Raw genomic sequence first — 21307 nt, 5'->3', positions numbered from 1 at the left:
CGGGCGGTCGACGTCGCGGGCGCGGATCGCCGCGGCTGCGGATAGAGTCCGCCCGTGTCCACCCCCGTCGAGGCGGCCTCCCGGTCGCGGCGCACCCGGGTCTACGTCGGCGTGGCGGCGTTCGTCGCCGTGGCAGCGGTGCTGCACCTGCTCGTCCAGCTCGTCGTGTATCCGTCGGCCATCTACTGGCTGTCCTACTACGTGCCGACCTACGAGTTCGGGTTCGTGCGGCGGGGACTGGGTGGGGAACTCGTCCGCCTGCTCCCCGCGGGGTGGTACTTCCCGGCCACCTACACGATGATGTGGGCGCCGGTGGTGGCGTGGTTCGTCGCGCTCGGCGTCCTGATCCGGCACGTCCTCGGCGGCCGGGCCCCGTCGCAGCGGCGCATCCTCCTCGCCATCACGATTCCGGTGCTGCCGTTCGCCCTGTCCTACGCGCTGTACTCGCCCCGGCCCGAACTGTGGGCGATGACTGCCCTGGTCGCCTACGCGCTCCACCTGACCCGCGCCCGGACCGACCGGCCCGTGCTGATCGCAAGCGCGGTCTACGGCGTCCTCATCGCCGTACTCGCGTTCGCCCACGAGGGCATCCCGCTGCAGCTCGGTCTCGGCGTCGCGGTGGCCATCGTCGCCCTGGCCGGCTGGATGACGCCGCTGCGGCAGGGGCTGGCCGCGATGCTCGCCGTCGGACCCGGTCTCGTCTCGATCGCGGCGATCGCCGTGCTGGGCGGGTCGACGACGACGGGTCCGCTGCTGTGCCGGTCGCTACCCCACCGCATGCTCGACGACCCGTACGCGGCATCGAACACGCCGGCGGAGCACATCGCCTACCTCCTGGGCAGCCGGGAGAGCCTCGCCGACTACCACGACTGGATGTGCCGGGTGGCCGCCCCGATGGTCGACTCGACGGTCGGCGACGGGCTGAGCCTGGTCGCCAGTTTCGGGTTCGGGCCGCTGTTCGCCTCGACCCTCCTCGGGCTGGTCTACCTCGCGGTCACCCTGTGGGCGGTCCAGACGTTCTCCGGCACTCCGGCGCTGGACTACCTGCGCGACGTGCGACGCCGACCGCTGCTGCCGCTTCTCGGGCTGTGCCTCGTCGTGCCGCTGTTCGTCACCGGAGTCGACTGGACCAGATGGTGGGTGCTGATCACCTTCGACCTCGTACTGCCGTACGTCCTCTACGCCGTCGGGCGGCCCGCGATGGACGAGCCCGTCCCCGCGCGCACCGTGCGGCTGTTCGTGGTGACGGTCGTCGTCCTCGCGGTGCTCCCGACGGGCGCGGCGCTACACGTCGGGGGACCGAACTTCCAGTAGCCCGCGGCGTCAGTGGCCGAGGCGGCCGCGGCCCAGGCGCAGGAGGAGCATCGCCAGGTCCTTGCCCTCGGGGCCGAGCGCGCTGTAGCGCTCGATGACCTTCATCTCGCGGCTGTGCACCAGCCGGGTGCCGCCGGAGGCCATCCTGGCCTTGCCGATCACCTTGGACACCTCGGCTCGGCGGGCGACCGCGGCCAGGATCTCGGCGTCGAGCCGGTCGATCTCCAGGCGCAGTTCATCGATGTCGATGTCGTCGGTCTGCTCAGTTTCGATACTCATGGGTGGCTCCGAATCGTCGTCTCGGGTGAATGGTGGTCTCATCCGGTTCGGGCCTCGCAAAAGAAGAAGAGCCCCGGATCCGGAAGCGGACCGCGGGGCTCTGGGGAAGCAGCTAGACCACGGACACCGGCGGCCGGTATCCGTAAAAAAATCGTCCCTGCATTACGAGCACGGATCGAGTGTGCCACCTCGGATGGGTCCGTGCAAAGACCTCTTCCGACGGCCGCGCGCAGCGGGTGGGGCGACTGCGTTCGCGGTGTCCCCGTGCAGCGGTAAGTTCGGAGGCGCTATGTCGATCGCCACCGAAACAGATCAGCTGCTCGACGGGCTCAACCCGCAGCAGCGCCAGGCCGTGCTCCACGAGGGCACGCCGCTGCTGATCGTCGCCGGCGCGGGGTCGGGCAAGACTGCGGTTCTGACGCGTCGCATCGCCTACCTGCTCGCCGCCCGCGACGTCGGGGTGGGCCAGGTCCTGGCCATCACGTTCACCAACAAGGCGGCCGCCGAGATGCGCGAGCGCGTCGCCGGGCTCATCGGTCCGCGCGCACGGTCGATGTGGGTGTCGACGTTCCACTCCACCTGCGTGCGCATCCTGCGCAACCAGGCGTCGCTGCTGCCCGGCCTGAACTCCAACTTCTCGATCTACGACAGCGACGACTCGCGTCGCCTGCTGACGATGATCTCCAAGGACATGGGCCTCGACACCAAGAAGTACTCGTCGCGGCTGTTGGCCAACAACATCTCGAACCTGAAGAACGAGCTGATCGACCCCGACGCCGCGACGGCTGACCTCACCGACGCCAGCGACGAGCTGACGCGCATCGTCGCCGAGGTGTTCTCCGAGTACCAGAAGCGGCTGCGGGCGGCCAACGCGCTCGACTTCGACGACCTGATCGGCGAGACGGTCGCAGTGCTGCAGGCGTTCCCGCAGATCGCGCAGTACTACCGCAGGCGGTTCCGGCACATCCTGGTCGACGAGTACCAGGACACCAACCACGCCCAGTACATGTTGGTGCGCGAACTCGTCGGGCACGACCTCGCCGACACCGAGGTGCCGCCCGCGGAACTGTGCGTCGTCGGCGACGCGGACCAGTCGATCTACGCGTTCCGCGGTGCGACGATCCGCAACATCGAGGACTTCGAGCGCGACTACCCGAACGCGACCACCATCCTGCTGGAGCAGAACTACCGGTCGACGCAGAACATCCTGTCCGCCGCCAATGCCGTCATCGCCCGCAACTCCGGACGGCGCGAGAAGCGGCTCTGGACCGATTCCGGCGCAGGCGAACTGATCGTCGGGTACGTCGCCGACAACGAACACGACGAGGCGCGTTTCGTCGCGGGGGAGGTCGATGCGCTCGCCGACCGCGGCGAGATCTCCTACAACGACGTCGCCGTCTTCTACCGGACCAACAACTCCTCGCGCGCCATCGAAGAGGTGTTCATTCGCGCGGGGATCCCCTACAAGGTGGTCGGTGGCGTTCGGTTCTACGAGCGCAAGGAGATTCGCGACGTCGTCGCCTACCTCCGCGTCCTCGACAACCCCGGTGACGCGGTCAGCATGCGGCGCATCCTCAACACCCCTCGCCGCGGCATCGGCGATCGCGCCGAGGCGTGCGTCGCGGTGTACTCCGAGAACACCGGCGCCACCTTCGCCGACGCGCTGCAGGCGGCCGCCGAGGGCAAGGTGCCGATGCTGAACACCCGCTCGGAGAAGATGATCGCGGCGTTCGTCGAGCTGCTCGACGAGTTGCGCGGCAAGCTCGACGACGAACTGGGCGACCTCGTCGAGGCAGTGCTGGACCGGACGGGCTACCGCCGCGAACTCGAGGCGTCCAACGATCCGCAGGACCTCGCCCGGCTGGACAACCTCAACGAACTCGTCAGCGTCGCACACGAATTCAGCATCGACATGGCCAATGCCGCCGCCCTGCGCGACGAGGAGGGCGTGCCCGTCGACGAGGACGTCCCCGACACCGGCATCCTCGCCCAGTTCCTGGAGCGGGTGTCGCTGGTCGCCGACGCCGACGGCATCCCCGAGCACGGCTCCGGGGTGGTGACGATGATGACGCTGCACACCGCCAAGGGGCTGGAGTTCCCCGTCGTCTTCGTCACCGGGTGGGAGGACGGCATGTTCCCCCACATGCGGGCCCTCGGCGATCCGATGGAACTGTCGGAGGAACGTCGCCTCGCCTACGTCGGGCTGACCCGTGCGCGACAGCGCCTCTACCTGAGCCGCGCGAAGGTGCGGTCGTCGTGGGGACAGCCGATGCTGAACCCGGAATCGCGCTTCCTGCGCGAGATCCCGCAGGAACTGATCGACTGGCGTCGCGTCGAGGCCCCGCCGTCGACGTTCGGTGCGCCGGTCAGCGGCGCGGGCAGGTTCGGGCCGCCGGAGTCGCGCCGGCCGTCACCGTCGCGCGCGGGGGCTCGCAGCAAGCCGCTCGTGACGCTCGAACCGGGGGACCGGGTGACGCACGACAAGTACGGTCTCGGCCGGGTCGAGGAAGTGTCGGGTGTCGGCGAATCGGCGATGTCGCTCATCGACTTCGGCAGCGCGGGCCGGGTCAAGTTGATGCACAACCACGCGCCGGTGCAGAAGCTCTGAGTCGTCAGCGGCACCAGCGGCCGGTCGCGGGCAGTGCCGCGAGCACGACGGTGGCGACGGGCAGCACGGGGATCGCGTAGACGATCGTGGGCAGCGCCGCTCCGGCGACGAAGAGGCCGGCGAAGATCATCAGCGCCACGATGGAGCCGACGCCGACGAGCAGCCGTCCGATGCGGCGTCGCAGCAGCAGCGCAATCAGGCCCCCGATGGTCGCCGCGGCGGACACGGCGGTGAGGAAACCGACTGCAATGCAGAACAATTCGTCGGTCTTCCACCAGTTCGCGATCAGCGACGTGGCGATGACGGCGGTGGCCCAGCCGCTGATGATCGCGAGCGTGGCGGTGGCGGCGGCCGCCTTGGGGTCGGGCCGGTCGCGCCGGAGCGAGCCGATGGCCTCGGGGGTGGGGCGGGGGACGTAGGTCGTCGGCGGCTCGTCGGGCGGTCGGATGAGAGCCGTGTGCGTCTCGGTGGGCGGCGCCGAGGCGACCACCGGGAACGGTCCGGTCGGACTGCGCCGGATGATGCTCGTCTGGGGAGCGTGATCGCCGAGTGGGGCGTCCGGCTGCCGGCGGATGATGCGGGTGCGGTCTGACGGTGGTCCCTCTGAGGACGTCCGGTCAGCCACCCGATCAGCCTACGTAACCGCCCGGGCTCAGGCCACGCTGGGCGAGCCACGGCACCGGATCGATCCGGTTCTGGCCGTTGACGAGGACCTCGAAGTGCAGGTGCGGTCCGGTGGAGTTGCCGCGGTTGCCCATGGTGGCGATCTGGTCGCCGGCCATGACGCGCTCTCCCACGCTGACGAGCCACGTGTTGATGTGGCCGTAGAGCGTCACCGTGCCGTCCGAGTGGCGCAGCTTGACCCAGGCGCCGTACCCGGCGGTGGGGCCGACGTCGATGACGACGCCGTCCGATGCGGCCTGGATCGGCGTGCCGATCGAATTCGCGATGTCGATGCCGGCGTGCAGAACGCCCCAGCGGTAGCCGAAGCCCGACGTCCACACGCCCTTGGTCGGCATGACGAACATCGGCCGGACCAGACGCGCTTCGCGCTCCGCACGCTCCTGCGCGTAGGCGGCGCCGTTGGCCAGTTCCTCGCTGTGGATGGCCGCGCTCGCCGCGGGCGTGACGGTGACGATCTGCATGCCGTCGACCGAGCCGGTGATGGTGCCGCCGTCGACGAACGCGCCCTGCCCGGCAGCCAGCATGGTCTCCGCGGGGGGAGGTGCGGTGGAGTCGGCGACCGAGTAGGCGGCGGCGGCGGTGGCGCCGGCGGCCATCGCCGCGGCGACCAGACGGCCCTTGACCTGGCCGCTGTCGAACTTGCGGTGCGCGCCGCGCCGTGACGCCGTCATGTCGATGACGTCGGTCTTGGCCATGCCGTCGCTGGTGTCGATGTCGCTGTCGCGGTAGGCGTGTGCGGCGCGACGATCGGCGCGGGACACGGCCTGGAACTGGGTGGGGACGACCAGACGGAGCGGGACGAGGTCGTCGGTGTCGTGCATGTCGTCGAGTTCGGGAGCGTGGATCACGCGCGCTTCGCGGTCGAACGCCGACGAGTTGTTGAAGGTCAGCTCACCGTCCGGTTCGGACAGGTCGCCGAACTCGTTGAACGGGATGATGTCGGTGACGGTGGCGTCGTAAGCACCTGTCGAGACCCCTCGCGAGGTTCGGGACGAACTGTGCTCTACCAACCGAAATGTCCTTCGTTCCGTAACCATACCGTTATCGAGGCCCCAGGCACGTTAACCAAATTCCAATGTTGGTGGCAACCCGAGATTTGATTCCAATCAAGAATGTGATCCGTATCACTCGTAGGGCCCGGTGAGATGTGCCACATGACTGGTAGGCGGTGCCGGAGCCGTTGGCGCGTGTGGATAAAGTTTCCCTTGGTTTGAGGCCAGCGCCAAATCTGGCCACCGCGCCATTTCAACGCATACGTCAACGCAGACAGACAGTGAGCCCATGGATCTCTTCGAATACCAGGCGAAAGAACTGTTCGCCAAGCACAACGTGCCGACCACGCCGGGCCGGGTCACCGACACCGCCGAGGACGCCAAGGCGATCGCCGAAGAGATCGGCAAGCCGGTCATGGTCAAGGCGCAGGTGAAGGTCGGCGGCCGCGGCAAGGCCGGTGGCGTGAAGTACGCCGCGACCCCGGAAGACGCGTTCACGCACGCGCAGAACATCCTCGGCCTCGACATCAAGGGCCACGTCGTCAAGAAGCTCCTCGTCGCCGAGGCGAGCGACATCGCCGAGGAGTACTACATCTCCTTCCTGCTCGACCGGTCGAACCGCACCTATCTCGCCATGTGCTCCGTCGAGGGCGGCATGGAGATCGAAGAGGTAGCCGCCACCAAGCCCGAGCGTCTCGCGCGCGTGCCGATCGACGCAGTGAAGGGCGTCGACGAGGCCACCGCCCGCTCCATCGCCGAGCAGGGCCACCTGCCCGCCGAGGTGCTCGACGCCGCCGCGGTCACCATCGCCAAGCTGTGGGACGTCTTCATCGGCGAGGACGCCACCCTGGTCGAGGTCAACCCGTTGGTGCGCACCCCCGACGACCAGATCCTCGCCCTCGACGGCAAGGTCACCCTCGACGCGAACGCCGACTTCCGCCAGCCGGGCCACGAGGAGTTCGAGGACAAGGACGCCACCGATCCCCTCGAGCTGAAGGCCAAGGAGAACGACCTCAACTACGTCAAGCTCGACGGCCAGGTCGGCATCATCGGCAACGGCGCGGGTCTGGTCATGTCGACCCTCGATGTCGTCGCGTACGCCGGTGAGAAGCACGGCGGCGTGAAGCCCGCCAACTTCCTCGACATCGGTGGCGGCGCCTCGGCCGAGGTGATGGCCAACGGTCTCGACGTCATCCTCGGCGACGAGCAGGTCAAGAGCGTCTTCGTCAACGTGTTCGGCGGGATCACCGCCTGCGACGCGGTGGCCAACGGCATCGTCGGCGCGCTGAAGAAGCTCGGCGACAGCGCCAACAAGCCGCTCGTCGTGCGTCTGGATGGCAACAACGTCGAAGAGGGCCGCCGCATCCTCGACGAGGCCAATCACCCCCTGGTCATCCAGGCCGAAACCATGGACGCCGGGGCCGACAAGGCCGCCGAGCTGGCGAACAAGTAAGGAATCGCAGAGATGTCTATCTTCCTGAACAAGGACAGCAAGGTCATCGTCCAGGGCATCACCGGCGGCGAGGGCACCAAGCACACCGCGCTCATGCTCAAGGCGGGCACCCAGGTGGTCGGCGGCGTCAACGCGCGCAAGGCCGGCACTGAAGTCACGCACAAAGACAAAGAAGGCAAGGACATCAACCTGCCGGTGTTCGGCAGCGTCGCCGAGGCGATGAAGGAGACCGGCGCCGACGTGTCGATCGCCTTCGTCCCGCCGGCCTTCTCCAAGGACGCCATCATCGAGGCCATCGACGCCGAGATCCCGCTGCTGGTGGTCATCACCGAGGGCATCCCGGTGCAGGACAGCGCCTACGCGTGGGCCTACAACGTCGAGAAGGGCGAGAAGACCCGGATCATCGGGCCGAACTGCCCCGGCATCATCACCCCCGGTGAATCGCTCGTCGGCATCACGCCCAACAACATCACCGGCAAGGGCCCGATCGGCCTGGTGTCCAAGTCCGGCACGCTGACCTACCAGATGATGTACGAGCTGCGTGACCTCGGTTTCTCGACCGCCATCGGCATCGGCGGCGACCCGGTCATCGGCACCACCCACATCGACGCCATCGCGGCGTTCGAGAAGGATCCCGACACCAAGGTCATCGTGATGATCGGCGAGATCGGCGGCGACGCCGAGGAGAAGGCCGCCGACTACATCAAGGCCAACGTCACCAAGCCGGTCGTCGGCTACGTCGCGGGCTTCACCGCTCCCGAGGGCAAGACCATGGGCCACGCCGGCGCCATCGTCTCCGACGGTGCCGGTACCGCGGCGGGCAAGCAGGAGGCCCTCGAGGCCGCGGGCGTGAAGGTCGGCAAGACGCCGTCCGAGACCGCGCGCAAGGCCCGGGAGATCTTCGAGAACCTGTAACCCCCTCTGCGCGAGCAGTCACGAACTCCCCTCAATCCGGTGGATTGAGGGGAGTTCGCGTCTTCTGGGCGGGGTCAGCCGTAGTCGCGCAGCGTCATGACGACGCCGACGCAGGTCGCGACGGCCGCGGCGACGTAGATCGCCGCCGACACCCAGGCGACGTGGATCGACGCCGCGAGCCAGCACGACAGGAAGGCCGTCGCCAGCAGGCAGGCGCCGTAGAAGGCCGTGCGCTGGGGATGCTCGCCTCTGGCCACCTCCGGTGCGTACCCCATACGGGGGCGCTCACCCGATTCGCAAAACAGGAACGTGTTCTATTAGCCTCACGAATTAACACCTGCCTGGAGGTTTGTCATGGTCGATCCACGTACCCCCGTGCTCGTCGGCGTCGGCCAGTTCACCGAGCGCATCGACGACCCCGGCTACCGGGGGATGTCGGCCGTGGACCTCGCCACCGAGGCCACCCGCGCCGCGCTCGCCGATACCGGTGCGGACGTGGCGGCAGTCGCCCGGGCGATCGAGGTCTTCGTCGGGCTGCGGCAGTTCGAGATCTGCACGCCGTTCGCCGATCCGCCGCTCGGTGCTTCCGACAACTACGTGCGGTCGGTGGCCAAGCGGGTAGGTGCCGACCCCGTGCGCGCGGTGCTCGAACCCATCGGCGGCAGCGGGTCGCAGAAGGTGGTGACGGAGTTCGCGGCGGCGATCGCGGCGGGCGAGATCGAGGTGGCGCTGGTCCTCGGCTCCGAACCGGGATCCACCGCCAAGTACTTCTCCACGCGGGACGACAAGCCGGACTTCACCGAGCACGTCGGTGGCCAGCTCGAGGACCGAGGGTACGGCTTCGAGCAGTACATGAGTGAGTACACCGCCAAGCACGGCCTCACCGGCGCGCCCGTGCAGTACGGCCTGCTGGACAATGCCCGCCGTGCGCACCTCGGTCTCGGCGTCGACGACTACCGCCACGAGATGGCCGAACTCTTCGCGCCCTTCTCCCAGGTTGCGGCCAAGAACCCGTTCTCGTCGTCGCCGGTCGAGAGGTCCGTGCAGGAGATCGAGACGGTCACCGACGAGAACAGGATGATCTGCGACCCGTATCCGCGTCTGATGGTCGCCCGCGACACCGTGAACCAGGGCGCGGCGGCACTCGTCATGTCGGTGGCCGCGGCCCGTCGGCTCGGCGTACCCGAGGAGAAGTGGGTGTACCTGCGCGGGCACGCCAACCAGACCGAACAGGATCTCCTCGACCGCGTCGACCTCCACGTCAGCGTGTCCGCGCGGCAGGCGGTGGCCGAAGCGCTCCGCGTCGCGGGCATCGGCATCGACGACGTGTCGACCTTCGACCTCTACAGCTGCTTCCCGTTCCCGGTGTTCGCGGTGTGCGACGAGTTCGAGCTGGCGGCCGACGACCCACGCGGCCTCACCCTCACCGGCGGGCTGCCGTACTTTGGTGGTCCCGGCAACAGCTACTCACTGCACGGCATCGCCGAGACGGTCACCGAGATGCGTGCCACGCCAGGGGCATTCGGACTGGTCGGCGCCAACGGCGGTGTGATGAGCAAGTACTCGGTGGGCGTCTACTCGACCGAACCCGCCGACTGGGCGCCGGACCGAAGCAGTGAGCTGCAGGCCGACGTCGCCGCGCTGCCGACGATCCCCGTCACCCGCGACGCCGAGGGCCGGGGGACCATCGAGACGTACTCGGTGCGCTACGACTGGCCGGAGACGACGGGCATCATCATCGGGCGGCTCGACGCCGACGGCAGCCGGTTCATGGCCGTCACCGACGACGAGGAACTCGTGGCACTGATGACCGACGGCGACCCGCTGGGTGCGGCCATCTCGGTGACGCCGACCGAGGACGGGGTCAACCGCGCGACCCTGGCCTAGAACACAGCGTGAGCGTGCGCGAAATCGGGTTACGGCCCGGCGTGTCGGCCGCAGACTGGGGTACCCCGCTTGCGGGGAGCACGCTCGCCGAAGGTCAGATCAGACGAGCGCAGCGAGCTTGCCCGCCAACCTCTCCACGTACGCCGCGACGTCGGACTCCGACTTGTCCGGCAACCCGAACAGCACCTCGGTGACGCCGAGATCGGCCCAGCGGGCCAGCTTCTCGGGGTCGGGCTTGAAGTCGAGCGCGACGATCTGCGGCGCACCGTCGCGTCCCGCGGCGGCCCACGTGTCCTGCAGCAGCTTCACGGGTGCGTCGATGTCGAAGTCCCGCGGCGTGGTGATCCACCCGTCGGCCGATCGCGCGATCCACTTGAAGTTCTTCTCGGTGCCCGCGGCGCCGACGAGCACCGGTACGTGCGGCTGAACGGGTTTCGGGAACGCCCACGACGGCCCGAAGTCCACGAACTCGCCGTGGTACTCGGCTTCCTCCTGCGTCCACAGGGCGCGCATCGCCTCGAGGTATTCGCGCAGCATCGTGCGGCGTCGGCCCGGTGGCACGTTGTGGTCGGCCAGTTCGTCGGTGTTCCAGCCGAATCCGACACCGAGGCTCACCCGTCCGCCCGAGAGGTGGTCGAGCGTTGCGATGGACTTGGCGAGGGTGATGCAGTCGTGTTCGACGGGCAGCGCCACGGCCGTCGACAGCCGCACCCGCGAGGTGACCGCCGACGCGGCGCCCAGCGACACCCATGGATCGAGGGTCCTCGTGTAGCGGTCGTCGGGCAGCGTCTCGTCACCCGTCGTGGGGTGGGCGGCTTCGCGCTTGATCGGGATGTGGGTGTGCTCGGGCACGTAGAAGGTGGTGAAGCCGTGGTCGTCGGCGAGCTTCGCCGCGGGTGCCGGCGCGATGCCGCGGTCACTGGTGAAGAGAACGAGCCCGTAGTCCATGGCGAGAATTAGAACGTGTTTCAGTCCGTGCGCGCAAGGTGGTGCGCAGGTCGGCAGCCGCAGCGACCGCAAAAGTTGAACACGGGGCGCCTGCGAGGGTCATTACGATCCGTCAGATCCTTACCCGTGACCTCGCCGTCCGGTGTTGCTGACATTGCAGTCATGACCACCGAACGCATCGCCGACTCCGTCAAGTTCGCCTATTGGGTGCCCAACGTCAGTGGCGGCCTGGTGACCAGCGACATCGAGCAGCGCACCGACTGGAACTACGAGTACAACAAGAAGCTCGCGCAGACCGCGGAGAACAACGGCTTCGAGTACGCGCTGTCGCAGGTGCGCTACGAGGCGAGCTACGGCGCCGAGTACCAGCACGAGTCGACCAGCTTCTCGCTCGCGCTTCTGCTCGCGACCGAGCGCCTCAAGGTGATCGCCGCCGTCCACCCCGGACTGTGGCAGCCGGCCGTTCTGGCCAAGCTCGGCGCCACCGCCGACCACCTGTCCGGCGGACGGTTCGCGGTCAACGTCGTGTCGGGCTGGTTCAAGGACGAGTTCACCCACCTGGGCGAGCCGTGGCTCGAACACGACGAGCGCTACCGCAGGAGCGGGGAGTTCCTCCAGGTGCTGCGCAAGATCTGGACCGAGGACGACGTGGACTTCCGCGGCGATTTCTACCGCATCCACGACTTCACCCTCAAGCCCAAGCCGCTCAACACCCCGGAGCGCCCGAACCCGGAGATCTTCCAGGGCGGCAACTCGACGGCCGCCCGCCGCAACGGCGGTCTCTACTCGGACTGGTACTTCTCCAACGGCAAGGACTTCGACGGCATCACCGAGCAGGTCGTCGACGTGCGCGACCACGCCCGCGAGGCGGGCCGCGAGGTGAAGGTGGGCCTCAACGGCTTCATCATCGCGCGCGACACCGAGAAGGAGGCACGCGACACCCTGCGGGAGATCATCGAGAAGGCCAACAAGCCGGCGGTCGAGGGCTTCCGCGGCGCGGTCCAGCAGGCCGGCGCCTCCACCGGCGACAAGAAGGGGATGTGGGCCGACTCGTCGTTCTCCGACCTCGTCCAGTACAACGACGGCTTCCGCACCCAGCTGATCGGCACCCCGGAGCAGATCGCCGAGCGCATCTCGGCGTACCGCAAGCGCGGCGTCGACCTGATTCTCGGCGGCTTCCTCCACTTCCAGGAGGAGATCGAGTACTTCGGTGCCAACGTGCTCCCGCTGGTGCGTGAAATCGAGGCGGCCGAGGATGATTCACGCAAGGAGCCGGTGCTGGTGTCGGCCTGACCGAAGGCGTCGGCTCGCGCCGTCGGTCGTGGCGCCGCCAGCCGGGTGCGCTAGCGTGGGTGAGCAATCGAGGAGCACAGGAGAGGTCATGAGCTACCCGTCCGGTAACCCCGGTTACCCCCCGCCCGCCGCGCCGACCACACAGTTCGCCGCGCCCACCCAGCAGTTCGCCAAGCAGCCCGAGCCGGGCCAGCCCAGCGACAGCAAGCTGCCGCTGTTCCTGAGCATCGGCATCGCGGTCCTCGGACTCGCGGCGTATCTCGCCAGCTTCGGACCGATCTTCGTCGTCGACATCTCGGGCGCGATCGCCCAGTTCCCCGGCATTCCCCAGGAGTCGCTCGACATCCCCTCGCAGAAGGTGAACGGGGGAGCGTTCCTGACCTCCGGCGGCGGCACCGCCATCATCGCCATCCTGCTCGGCGCACTGATCGCAGGCGTCGGTGCGCTGCCGCGCCAGAAGCCGCGGCGCGCCATCGTCGCCGTCCTGTCGGTATTCGGCTTCCTGGTGATCCTGCTGCAGCTCGTCGGACCGGCGAACAACAACTCCGCGGGGTGGGCGCTCATCACCATCACGGTGCTGGCCTTCCTGCAGGCCGCTGCATCGATCGCCAACCTGCTGCTCGACGCGGGCGTCATCACCGCGCCGGAGCCGAAGCCCAAGTACGACCAGCAGCCCTACGGCGGGTACGCACCGCCGCAGTACTACGGGCAGCAGCCCGGTCAGCCCGGTCAGCAGGGTGGCCCGCACCAGGGTCAGCCGCAGCAGCAGCGCCCCGGTTACGCCCCGCAGTACGGGTACGGCAACGGACCGTCCACCGGTGGCTTCCCCGGCTCGGCCCCGCAGTCGGGTCCCCACGGTGGTCCTCCGACGCCTCCGACCGGCTTCCCGGCCTACGGCCAACCGCAGCCCCCGGGAAACTCGGACAACACCGGTCCCCAGGCTCAGGTGCAGCCCTCGCCGGGTCAGCCGACACAGCAGCCGCAGCAGTCGCCGTCGCAGCAAGCAAGTCCTCCGCCGTCGTAGTCTCTAGCGGCGCGCGCGAGAACCTCGCGCGCATCCGCACGCGCGAGGAGTGACCCGTCTAGTGGACAACCGGCCGGTGGGCACCCGACAGGCCCGCGATCTCCTGCGGGTCGCGTTCGGGCCGTCGATCGTGGCCCTGGTGATCATCGCCGCGGTCGTGTTGCTGCAGCTGTTGATCGCGAACAGCGACATGACGGGGGCCTTCGGCGCCATCGCCAGCATGTGGCTGGGCGTGCACCAGGTGCCGGTGTCCATCGGGGGCCGCGAACTGGGCGTGATGCCGCTGCTGCCCATGCTGCTGATGGTCTACGGCACGGCCCGGACGACCGCCGCGGCGCTCGCCCCCAACGCCTCGTGGTTCGTGGTGCGGTGGGTGGTCGCCTCAGCGCTCGGCGGGCCGCTGCTGATCGCCGCCATCGCCCTCGCCGTCATCCACGACGCCTCCTCGGTGCTCACCGAACTGCAGACGCCCGGCGCGCTGCGGGCCTTCGGCGGTGTCGTGGCGGTGCACCTCGCGGGCGCGCTCATCGGCGTCGCGCGCCGCATGCAGCGTCGCCTGGCGAGGCTGCCCGGGGTGCCCGCGTGGCTGCCCGAGTCGATCCGCGCCGGGCTGACCGGTGTCCTCGCACTGTGCGGCCTGTCGGGTGTGATCGCCGTCGGGTCGCTCGTCGTGCACTGGGGCACGATGCACGACCAGTTCACGATCACCGACTCGATGTTCGGTCAGTTCAGCCTCAGCCTGCTGTCGGCGCTCTACATCCCCAACGTCATCGTCGGCACCGCCGCGGTGGCCGTCGGCTCGAGCGTGCACGTGGGGCTCGCCACGTTCAGTTCGTTCACCGTGCTCGGTGGCGACGTTCCACCGGTGCCGGTGCTGGCCGCCCTGCCCACTCCGCCGCTCGGTGCGGTCTGGGTGGCGCTGCTCATCGTCGCGGCCGCGTCCGCGGTGGCCGTGGGCCAGCAGTGCTCGCGTCGGCCGGAGCCGCTGCCGGCGGCGGCGGCCAAGGTGCTCGTGGCCGCGGTCGTGGCGGCAGTGATCATGGCGCTGCTCGGGTACGCCGGGGGTGGGAGGCTCGGCAACTTCGGCGACGTCGGGGTGGATCAGGCGACCTTCGGTCCCGCGATCGTGCTGTGGTTCGTCGCCGTCGGCTTCCTGACGGTGGCGATGGCGGGCGGCATCTCCAGGGTCCGCCGGCCCCGGCCGGTCGCGACGGCGCCGAGGCCGCAGCCGGACGCGGAGTCCCAGACGCGACCCGTCATCCTCGGCCCGCGCCCGTCCGACCCCGAGCCCGCCGAATCCGAGCCAGCCGACCGGGAGGAACTCGAGCCCGACGAGGGCTACGACGACCCCCTGCCGGCCGACGACGAGGAGCCGGTCGCCGACGTCGCACCGCCACCGATGGTGCCGCGCGAACCCCGCGCCGTCGACCTCGACGACGACCCTGAGGCGCACTTCATCACCGACGACGACTCGGGCGTCGACTGGCCGGGCCCCACCAGCGGAGAGAGCCGGCGACCGGCAGATTAGGCTGCTTCGCGTGCAGCCCGCGCTCCATGTACCCCCCAGTGCACCCGCGCGGCTCGTGGTACTCGCATCGGGCACCGGCTCGCTCCTCGAATCACTGCTCGAGGCCGCCGTCGGCGACTTTCCGGCGCGCGTGGTCGCGGTGGGCACCGACCGGGACTGCCGAGCGCTCGAGGTCGCGTCCGCGGCGGGCATCCCCTCCTACACCACCCGGCTCGGCGACCACGGCGATCGCGACGCCTGGGACGGCGCGATCACCGGTGCGACGGCGGACCACGAACCCGACCTGGTCGTCTCGGCCGGCTTCATGAAGATCCTTGGGCCACAGTTCCTCTCACGCTTCCTCGGACGCGTCGTGAACACTCATCCCGCGTTGCTGCCTGCCTTCCCCGGCGCGCACGCGGTGCCCGACGCACTTGCCTACGGGGTCCGGGTGACGGGCTGCAGCGTGCACCTGGTCGACGCGGGGGTGGACACAGGGCCGATCCTGGCGCAGGAGGCGGTGGCGATCCTCGACGACGACGACGAGGCGAGCCTGCACGAGCGGATCAAGGTCGTCGAGAGACGGCTGCTGGTAGACGTACTCGCCGCCATGGCGACACGTGGCGTGACCTGGACGGGACGAAAGGCGGCATTGGGATGAGCGACGGCAGCGAGGGCCGGCGTCCGGTCAAGCGGGCACTGATCAGCGTCTACGACAAGACGGGCCTCGCCGACCTCGCGCGCGGTCTGCACGACGCGGGTGTCACGATCGTGTCCACCGGATCGACCGCGAAGACGATTGCGGCCAGCGGTGTTCCGGTCACTCCGGTCGAGGACGTCACCGGGTTCCCCGAGGTGCTCGACGGCCGAGTCAAGACGCTGCACCCGCGGGTGCACGCCGGCCTGCTCGCCGACACCCGCAAGCCCGAGCACGTGGCCGCGCTGACCGAACTCGGCGTCGAGGCCTTCGAACTCGTCGTCGTCAACCTCTACCCCTTCTCCGAGACCGTGTCGTCCGGTGCGGGCGAGGACGAGTGCGTCGAGCAGATCGACATCGGCGGCCCGTCCATGGTCCGCGCCGCCGCCAAGAACCACCCGAGCGTCGCGGTGGTCGTGGAGCCGATCGGCTACGACGGCGTGCTCGCCGCCGTCCGGTCGGGTGGGTTCACCCTGGCGCAGCGGAAGCGGTTGGCGTCGTTGGCCTTCCGGCACACCGCCGAGTACGACGTCGCCGTCGCCGGCTGGATGGCCGAGACCCTCTCCCCCGAGGAGCCCGCCCAGCCGCTGCCCCAGTGGTACGCGGGGACGTGGCGGCGCAGTTCGGTGCTCCGGTACGGCGAGAACCCGCATCAGCAGGCCGCCCTCTACGTCGACGACGCCGGCTGGCCGGGTCTGGCTCAGGCCGAACAGTTGCACGGCAAGGAGATGTCGTACAACAACTACACCGATGCCGACGCCGCCTGGCGCGCCGCGTTCGACCACGAGGACACGTGCGTCGCGATCATCAAGCACGCGAACCCGTGCGGCATCGCCATCTCGTCGGTGTCGGTCGCCGATGCCCACCGCAAGGCCCACGAGTGCGACCCGCTCAGCGCCTTCGGCGGCGTCATCGCGGCCAACACGACGGTCAGCGTCGAGATGGCTGAGACGGTCGCCGACATCTTCACCGAGGTGATCATCGCGCCCGCCTACGAGCCGGGCGCCGTCGAGATCCTCGCGCGCAAGAAGAACATTCGCGTGCTGGTGGCCGCCGAGCCGCAGATCGGCGGCACCGAGTTCCGCGCGGTCAGCGGTGGTCTGCTGGTGCAGGAGCGCGACGCCATCGACGCCGAGGGTGACGATCCCGTCAACTGGACGCTGGCCACCGGGGACCCCGCCGACCCGGCGCTGCTCGCGGAGCTGAAGTTCGCGTGGCGCGCCTGCCGGGCGGTCAAGAGCAACGCCATCGTCGTCGTGAAGGACGGCGCCACCGTCGGCGTCGGCATGGGCCAGGTGAACCGGGTCGACGCGGCCCGGCTCGCGGTCGAGCGCGGCGGTGACCGGGTGGCCGGCGCGGTCGCGGCGTCCGACGCCTTCTTCCCGTTCCCCGACGGCCTCGAGACGCTGACGGCGGCGGGCGTGGCCGCGATCGTGCATCCGGGTGGCTCCATGCGCGACGACGTCGTCACCGAGGCGGCTGCGGCGGCGGGCATCACGCTCTACCTGACCGGTGCGCGGCACTTCGCGCACTAGGACACCGGTGGGGTCTGAGCTGGCGTTATGGGGCTATTCCCGCAATCGCTGACCAACTCGTCATTTCGCTTGTAGCGGGGAAGACATGCTTAGCCCCGTTAGCAGTCGTAGCGTGGAGTGGTGACGTCACCCTTGCCATCACCTGCAGACCTCCCACGTACCGTCGGCGAACTCCGCGCATCCGGCCACCGAGAGCGTGGCGTCAAGGACGAGATCAGGGAGAACCTGCTCGCCGCGCTGTCCGAGGGACGCGACGTGTGGCCCGGCATCCTGGGTTTCGAGGACACCGTCCTGCCGCAGCTGGAGCGGGCGCTGATCGCCGGTCACGACATCGTCCTGCTGGGTGAACGCGGACAGGGCAAGACGCGCCTGCTGCGGGCACTCACCGGTCTGCTCGACGAGTGGACCCCGGTGATCGACGGCTCCGAACTCGGCGAGCACCCGTTCTCGCCCATCACGCCGGAGTCGATCCGCCGCGCCGCGACCTCCGGTGACGATCTGCCGGTCACCTGGCGGCACCGCAGCGAGCGGTACACCGAGAAGCTGGCGACCCCGGATACCGGCGTGGCCGACCTCGTCGGCGACATCGACCCGATCAAGGTGGCCGAGGGCCGCAGCCTCGGCGACCCGGAGACCATCGCCTTCGGCCTGATCCCGCGTGCCCACCGCGGCATCGTCGCCATCAACGAGCTGCCCGACCTCGCGGAGCGCATCCAGGTGTCGATGCTCAACGTGATGGAGGAGCGCGACATCCAGGTCCGCGGCTACACGCTGCGTCTGCCGCTCGACGTCCTGGTGGTCGCGAGCGCCAACCCCGAGGACTACACCAACCGCGGACGCATCATCACCCCGCTCAAGGACCGCTTCGGTGCGGAGATCCGCACGCACTACCCGCTCAAGCTCGAGGCCGAGGTCGGCGTCATCACCCAGGAGGCGAACCTGACGGCGGCCGTGCCGGAGTACCTGCTCCAGGTGCTTGCCCGGTTCGCGCGCTCGCTGCGCGAATCCCAGTCGATCGATCAGCGGTCCGGCGTGTCCGCGCGGTTCGCGATCGCGGCGGCCGAGACGGTCGCGGCGGCAGCACGGCACCGTTCGACGGTCCTCGGCGAGCAGGATCCCGTCGCCCGCGTCGTCGACCTGTCCACGGTGGTCGACGTACTGCGCGGCAAGCTCGAATTCGAGTCCGGCGAGGAGGGCCGCGAGCAGGCCGTGCTCGAGCATCTCCTGCGCCGCGCCACCGCCGACACCGCTCAGCGACTGCTCGGCGGGTTGGACGTGGGTCCGTTGGTGGCCGCCGTCGAGGAGGGCGCGCCGGTCACGACGGGCGAACGCGTCTCCGCGAAGGACGTCCTCGCGGCCGTACCGGGGCTGCCGGTGGTCGACGAGATCGCGACCCGCCTGGGTGCTTCCAGCGACGGCGAGCGCGCCGCCGCCCTCGAGTTGGCGCTCGAGGCGCTGTACCTGGCCAAGCGCATCGACAAGGTATCCGGCGAAGGTGAAACGGTCTATGGCTAAACGCCTCTCGCGCTACTCGCGCTACACCGGCGGACCCGATCCGCTGGCCCCGCCGGTCGACCTGCGCGAGGCGCTCGAGCAGATCGGGCAGGACGTGATGGAGGGCAGCTCGCCCCGGCGGGCGCTCCAGGAGCTGATGCGTCGCGGCACGGAGAACATGCGCGGGGCGGACCGGTTGGCCGCCGAGGCCAACAGCAAGCGGCGCAAGCTGCTGCAGAAGAACAATCTCGACGGCACGCTGCAGGACATCAAGAAGCTGCTCGACGAGGCCGTGCTGGCCGAGCGCAAGGAACTGGCGCGGGCACTCGACGACGACGCTCGGTTCGGCGAACTGCAGATGGAGTCGCTGTCGCCGTCACCGGCCAAGGCCGTTCAGGAACTCGCGGAGTACGACTGGCGCAGTCAGGAGGCGCGCGAGAAGTACGAGCAGATCAAGGACCTGATGGGTCGCGAGATGCTGGATCAGCGTTTCGCGGGCATGAAGCAGGCGTTGGAGAACGCGACCGACGAGGACCGCCAACGCGTCAACGAGATGCTCGACGACCTCAACGACCTGCTGGACAAGCACGCCCATGGGTCGGACTCGCAGCAGGACTTCGACGACTTCATGTCCAAGCACGGCGAGTACTTCCCGGAGAACCCGAAGAACATCGACGAACTCCTCGACTCGCTGGCGCAGCGGTCGGCGGCTGCCCAGCGGTTCCGCAACAGCCTCACCGAGCAGCAGCGCGCGGAGCTGGATGCGCTGTCGGAGCAGGCATTCGGATCGCCCTCGCTGATGAATGCGCTCAACAAGCTCGACTCGCACCTGCAGGCGGCGCGGCCGGGTGAGGACTGGTCGGGCTCCGAGCAGTTCAAGGGCGACAACCCGATGGGCATGGGTGAGGGCGCGCAGGCGATGGCCGACATCGCCGAACTCGAGCAGCTCGCCGATCAGCTGTCGCAGAGCTACGCCGGCGCCCAGATGGACGACGTCGACCTCGACATGCTGGCGCGCCAGCTCGGCGACGACGCCGCCGTGGACGCGCGGACGCTGGCCGACCTGGAACGCGCGCTGATGAACCAGGGCTTCCTGGATCGCGGCGCGGACGGCCAGTGGCGGCTGTCTCCCAAGGCGATGCGCCAGCTGGGCCAGGCGGCGCTGCGGGACGTGGCTCAGCAGCTCTCCGGGCGGCACGGGGAGCGCGAGACCCGGCGGGCCGGCTCGGCGGGGGAGCTGACGGGCGCGACGCGGCCGTGGCAGTTCGGCGACACCGAACCGTGGAACGTGACGCGCACGCTGACGAACGCGGTGCTCCGCCAGTCCGGCACGGGCGTCGCGGAACGGCCGCTGCGGATCAGCGTCGACGACGTCGAGGTGTCCGAGACCGAGACCAGGACGCAGGCCGCGGTCGCGCTGCTGGTCGACACGTCGTTCTCGATGGTGATGGAGAACCGCTGGCTGCCGATGAAGCGCACGGCGCTGGCGCTCAACCATCTGGTGAGCACGCGGTTCCGCTCCGACGCGCTGGAGATCATCGCGTTCGGCCGGTACGCCCGCACCGTCTCGGCGGCCGAACTGACCGGTCTGGAGGGCGTGTACGAGCAGGGCACCAACCTACACCACGCGCTCGCCCTGGCGACGCGGCATCTGCGCCGCCACCCGAACGCGCAGCCGACGGTGCTGGTCGTGACCGATGGCGAGCCCACGGCGCACCTGGAGGACTATCGCGACGGGCAGGGCTCGTCGGTGTTCTTCGACTACCCGCCGCATCCGCGCACGATCGCGCACACGGTTCGGGGCTTCGACGAGGTCGCCCGGATGGGCGCGCACGTGACGATCTTCCGGCTGGGCAGCGATCCCGGGCTGGCCCGCTTCATCGATCAGGTCGCGCGACGGGTGGAGGGCCGGGTCGTCGACCCCGAACTCGACGGGCTCGGTGCCGCGGTCGTCAGCGACTACCTGCGGTCACGCAAGCGCCGGTAGCCGCGGACGACGGGTCAGGTGGCCTTGCGCTTCTTGCGCTTGATGCCGACGCTGCCCCACAGCGAGAAGCCGCGGATCGTGACGTGCGGTGCGCCGGGCGAGCCGATGTCGTCGACCCCGTGGTCGAACGCGCCCATGACGCCCACGCCGTGGACGTCGACGTTGACCTCGGGCGGCAGCAGGATCGTCTGGCCGCCGAAGATCGAGTAGGAGTGGATCTCCACGTCGGGTGAGGTGAAGTCCGCGTAGCGCAGATCGATGACGCCACCGCCGAACAGCGTGAACGACGTCAGCCGCTTCGGGACGTTCCAGCGCCCGCGCCGTTCGAAGCCGCTCATGATCGCCAGCAGCAGCGTGGAGGGGGCCGGGTGGGCGGGCCCGGTGTTGCGCGTCGCCGAGAACGCGACGGGAAGGTCGGCGCTGAGGCGTTCCAGTTCGCCGTAGGTCTTGGCGGCGTAGGCCTTGGTCAGCCGCTCCTCGTATTCGGGCATCGGGAGCTGGCCCTGCGCGGCGGCCTCGGTGAGCAGCTGCGCCGCCTGGATGCGGTCCGCGTCGGCAGCGCGCATCGACTCGTTGCCCGCCGCTGGAGTGGTCATCACCGACGAGCCTACGACTAACGCCGGTACACGCAAGGGGATGGTCGGATCCCTGATGGTTTCCATCAGAGAGGCGTTGCCAAAGCGGCCGCCG

Annotated in this window: 18 protein-coding genes; 12 read left to right on the top strand and 6 right to left on the bottom strand. The window is 69.3% G+C overall.

The annotated features are described in order from the left end of the window. Window positions 1-54 precede the first annotated feature (54 nt). On the top strand, window positions 55-1314 hold the full coding sequence (locus tag G6N64_RS28955; RefSeq protein WP_163801187.1) for an Rv1490 family membrane protein: 1260 nt from the start codon (window positions 55-57) through the stop codon (window positions 1312-1314). Window positions 1315-1323: 9 nt separating this feature from the next. Here G6N64_RS28955 and G6N64_RS28950 read toward each other — a convergent pair whose 3' ends face one another. Beyond that, complete coding sequence (locus G6N64_RS28950) at window positions 1324-1593, bottom strand: chorismate mutase (RefSeq protein WP_163801186.1); 270 nt, start codon at window positions 1591-1593, stop codon at window positions 1324-1326. A 289-nt stretch (window positions 1594-1882) separates the two neighbouring features. Between G6N64_RS28950 and pcrA the strand changes: the two genes are divergently transcribed. Beyond that, on the top strand, window positions 1883-4201 hold the full coding sequence (gene pcrA, locus G6N64_RS28945; RefSeq protein ID WP_163801185.1) for a DNA helicase PcrA: 2319 nt from the start codon (window positions 1883-1885) through the stop codon (window positions 4199-4201). Window positions 4202-4205: 4 nt separating this feature from the next. Here pcrA and G6N64_RS28940 read toward each other — a convergent pair whose 3' ends face one another. Together G6N64_RS28940 and G6N64_RS28935 are read right to left on the bottom strand one after the other, a co-directional pair. Further along, a complete protein-coding gene (locus G6N64_RS28940) occupies window positions 4206-4826 on the bottom strand; it encodes a hypothetical protein (protein WP_163801184.1) in 621 nt (206 codons plus the stop codon). A gap of 4 nt (window positions 4827-4830) precedes the next feature. Further along, complete coding sequence (locus tag G6N64_RS28935) at window positions 4831-5895, bottom strand: M23 family metallopeptidase (RefSeq protein ID WP_246230846.1); 1065 nt, start codon at window positions 5893-5895, stop codon at window positions 4831-4833. Window positions 5896-6166: 271 nt separating this feature from the next. On the opposite strand from G6N64_RS28935, the gene sucC reads away from it, so the two are divergent. Then, on the top strand, window positions 6167-7330 hold the full coding sequence (gene sucC / locus G6N64_RS28930) for an ADP-forming succinate--CoA ligase subunit beta (RefSeq protein ID WP_163801182.1): 1164 nt from the start codon (window positions 6167-6169) through the stop codon (window positions 7328-7330). A gap of 12 nt (window positions 7331-7342) precedes the next feature. Beyond that, window positions 7343-8245, top strand: a complete 903-nt coding sequence (sucD, locus tag G6N64_RS28925) for a succinate--CoA ligase subunit alpha (protein WP_163801181.1) — start codon at window positions 7343-7345, stop codon at window positions 8243-8245. A 74-nt stretch (window positions 8246-8319) separates the two neighbouring features. On the opposite strand, the gene G6N64_RS28920 is transcribed toward sucD, so the two are convergent. Then, on the bottom strand, window positions 8320-8502 hold the full coding sequence (locus tag G6N64_RS28920; RefSeq protein ID WP_246230845.1) for a hypothetical protein: 183 nt from the start codon (window positions 8500-8502) through the stop codon (window positions 8320-8322). 97 nt (window positions 8503-8599) lie between these two features. Here G6N64_RS28920 and G6N64_RS28915 point away from each other — a divergent pair, with 97 nt between their 5' ends. Further along, window positions 8600-10132, top strand: a complete 1533-nt coding sequence (locus G6N64_RS28915; RefSeq protein WP_163801179.1) for an acetyl-CoA acetyltransferase — start codon at window positions 8600-8602, stop codon at window positions 10130-10132. Between the two features lie 99 nt (window positions 10133-10231). On the opposite strand, the gene G6N64_RS28910 is transcribed toward G6N64_RS28915, so the two are convergent. After that, on the bottom strand, window positions 10232-11080 hold the full coding sequence (locus tag G6N64_RS28910) for an LLM class F420-dependent oxidoreductase (protein WP_163801178.1): 849 nt from the start codon (window positions 11078-11080) through the stop codon (window positions 10232-10234). Window positions 11081-11242: 162 nt separating this feature from the next. Here G6N64_RS28910 and sfnG point away from each other — a divergent pair, with 162 nt between their 5' ends. From sfnG to G6N64_RS28875, 7 genes are all read left to right on the top strand, one after another. Beyond that, window positions 11243-12373: a dimethylsulfone monooxygenase SfnG gene (sfnG, locus tag G6N64_RS28905; protein ID WP_163801177.1), complete on the top strand. Its 1131-nt coding sequence runs from the start codon at window positions 11243-11245 to the stop codon at window positions 12371-12373. A gap of 88 nt (window positions 12374-12461) precedes the next feature. Then, window positions 12462-13397, top strand: a complete 936-nt coding sequence (locus G6N64_RS28900) for a DUF5336 domain-containing protein (RefSeq protein ID WP_163801176.1) — start codon at window positions 12462-12464, stop codon at window positions 13395-13397. A 61-nt stretch (window positions 13398-13458) separates the two neighbouring features. After that, window positions 13459-14925: a cell division protein PerM gene (locus tag G6N64_RS28895; RefSeq protein WP_163801175.1), complete on the top strand. Its 1467-nt coding sequence runs from the start codon at window positions 13459-13461 to the stop codon at window positions 14923-14925. 10 nt (window positions 14926-14935) lie between these two features. Then, complete coding sequence (purN, locus tag G6N64_RS28890; RefSeq protein WP_163801174.1) at window positions 14936-15565, top strand: phosphoribosylglycinamide formyltransferase; 630 nt, start codon at window positions 14936-14938, stop codon at window positions 15563-15565. Next, window positions 15562-17136, top strand: a complete 1575-nt coding sequence (gene purH / locus G6N64_RS28885; protein WP_163801173.1) for a bifunctional phosphoribosylaminoimidazolecarboxamide formyltransferase/IMP cyclohydrolase — start codon at window positions 15562-15564, stop codon at window positions 17134-17136. Before purN ends, purH begins: the two co-directional genes overlap by 4 nt. 132 nt (window positions 17137-17268) lie before the next feature. Next, window positions 17269-18651 (top strand): sigma 54-interacting transcriptional regulator, encoded by a 1383-nt coding sequence (locus tag G6N64_RS28880; protein ID WP_163802196.1) that lies wholly within the window; start codon window positions 17269-17271, stop codon window positions 18649-18651. Then, window positions 18644-20617: a vWA domain-containing protein gene (locus G6N64_RS28875; RefSeq protein WP_163801172.1), complete on the top strand. Its 1974-nt coding sequence runs from the start codon at window positions 18644-18646 to the stop codon at window positions 20615-20617. Before G6N64_RS28880 ends, G6N64_RS28875 begins: the two co-directional genes overlap by 8 nt. 14 nt (window positions 20618-20631) lie before the next feature. Here G6N64_RS28875 and G6N64_RS28870 read toward each other — a convergent pair whose 3' ends face one another. Further along, complete coding sequence (locus G6N64_RS28870; RefSeq protein WP_163801171.1) at window positions 20632-21213, bottom strand: DUF1707 SHOCT-like domain-containing protein; 582 nt, start codon at window positions 21211-21213, stop codon at window positions 20632-20634. Window positions 21214-21307: the final 94 nt, after the last annotated feature.

Source organism: Mycolicibacterium sediminis (assembly GCF_010731735.1).
Lineage (GTDB): Bacteria > Actinomycetota > Actinomycetes > Mycobacteriales > Mycobacteriaceae > Mycobacterium > Mycobacterium sediminis.
This window is presented reverse-complemented; position numbering and strand designations above follow the sequence as displayed.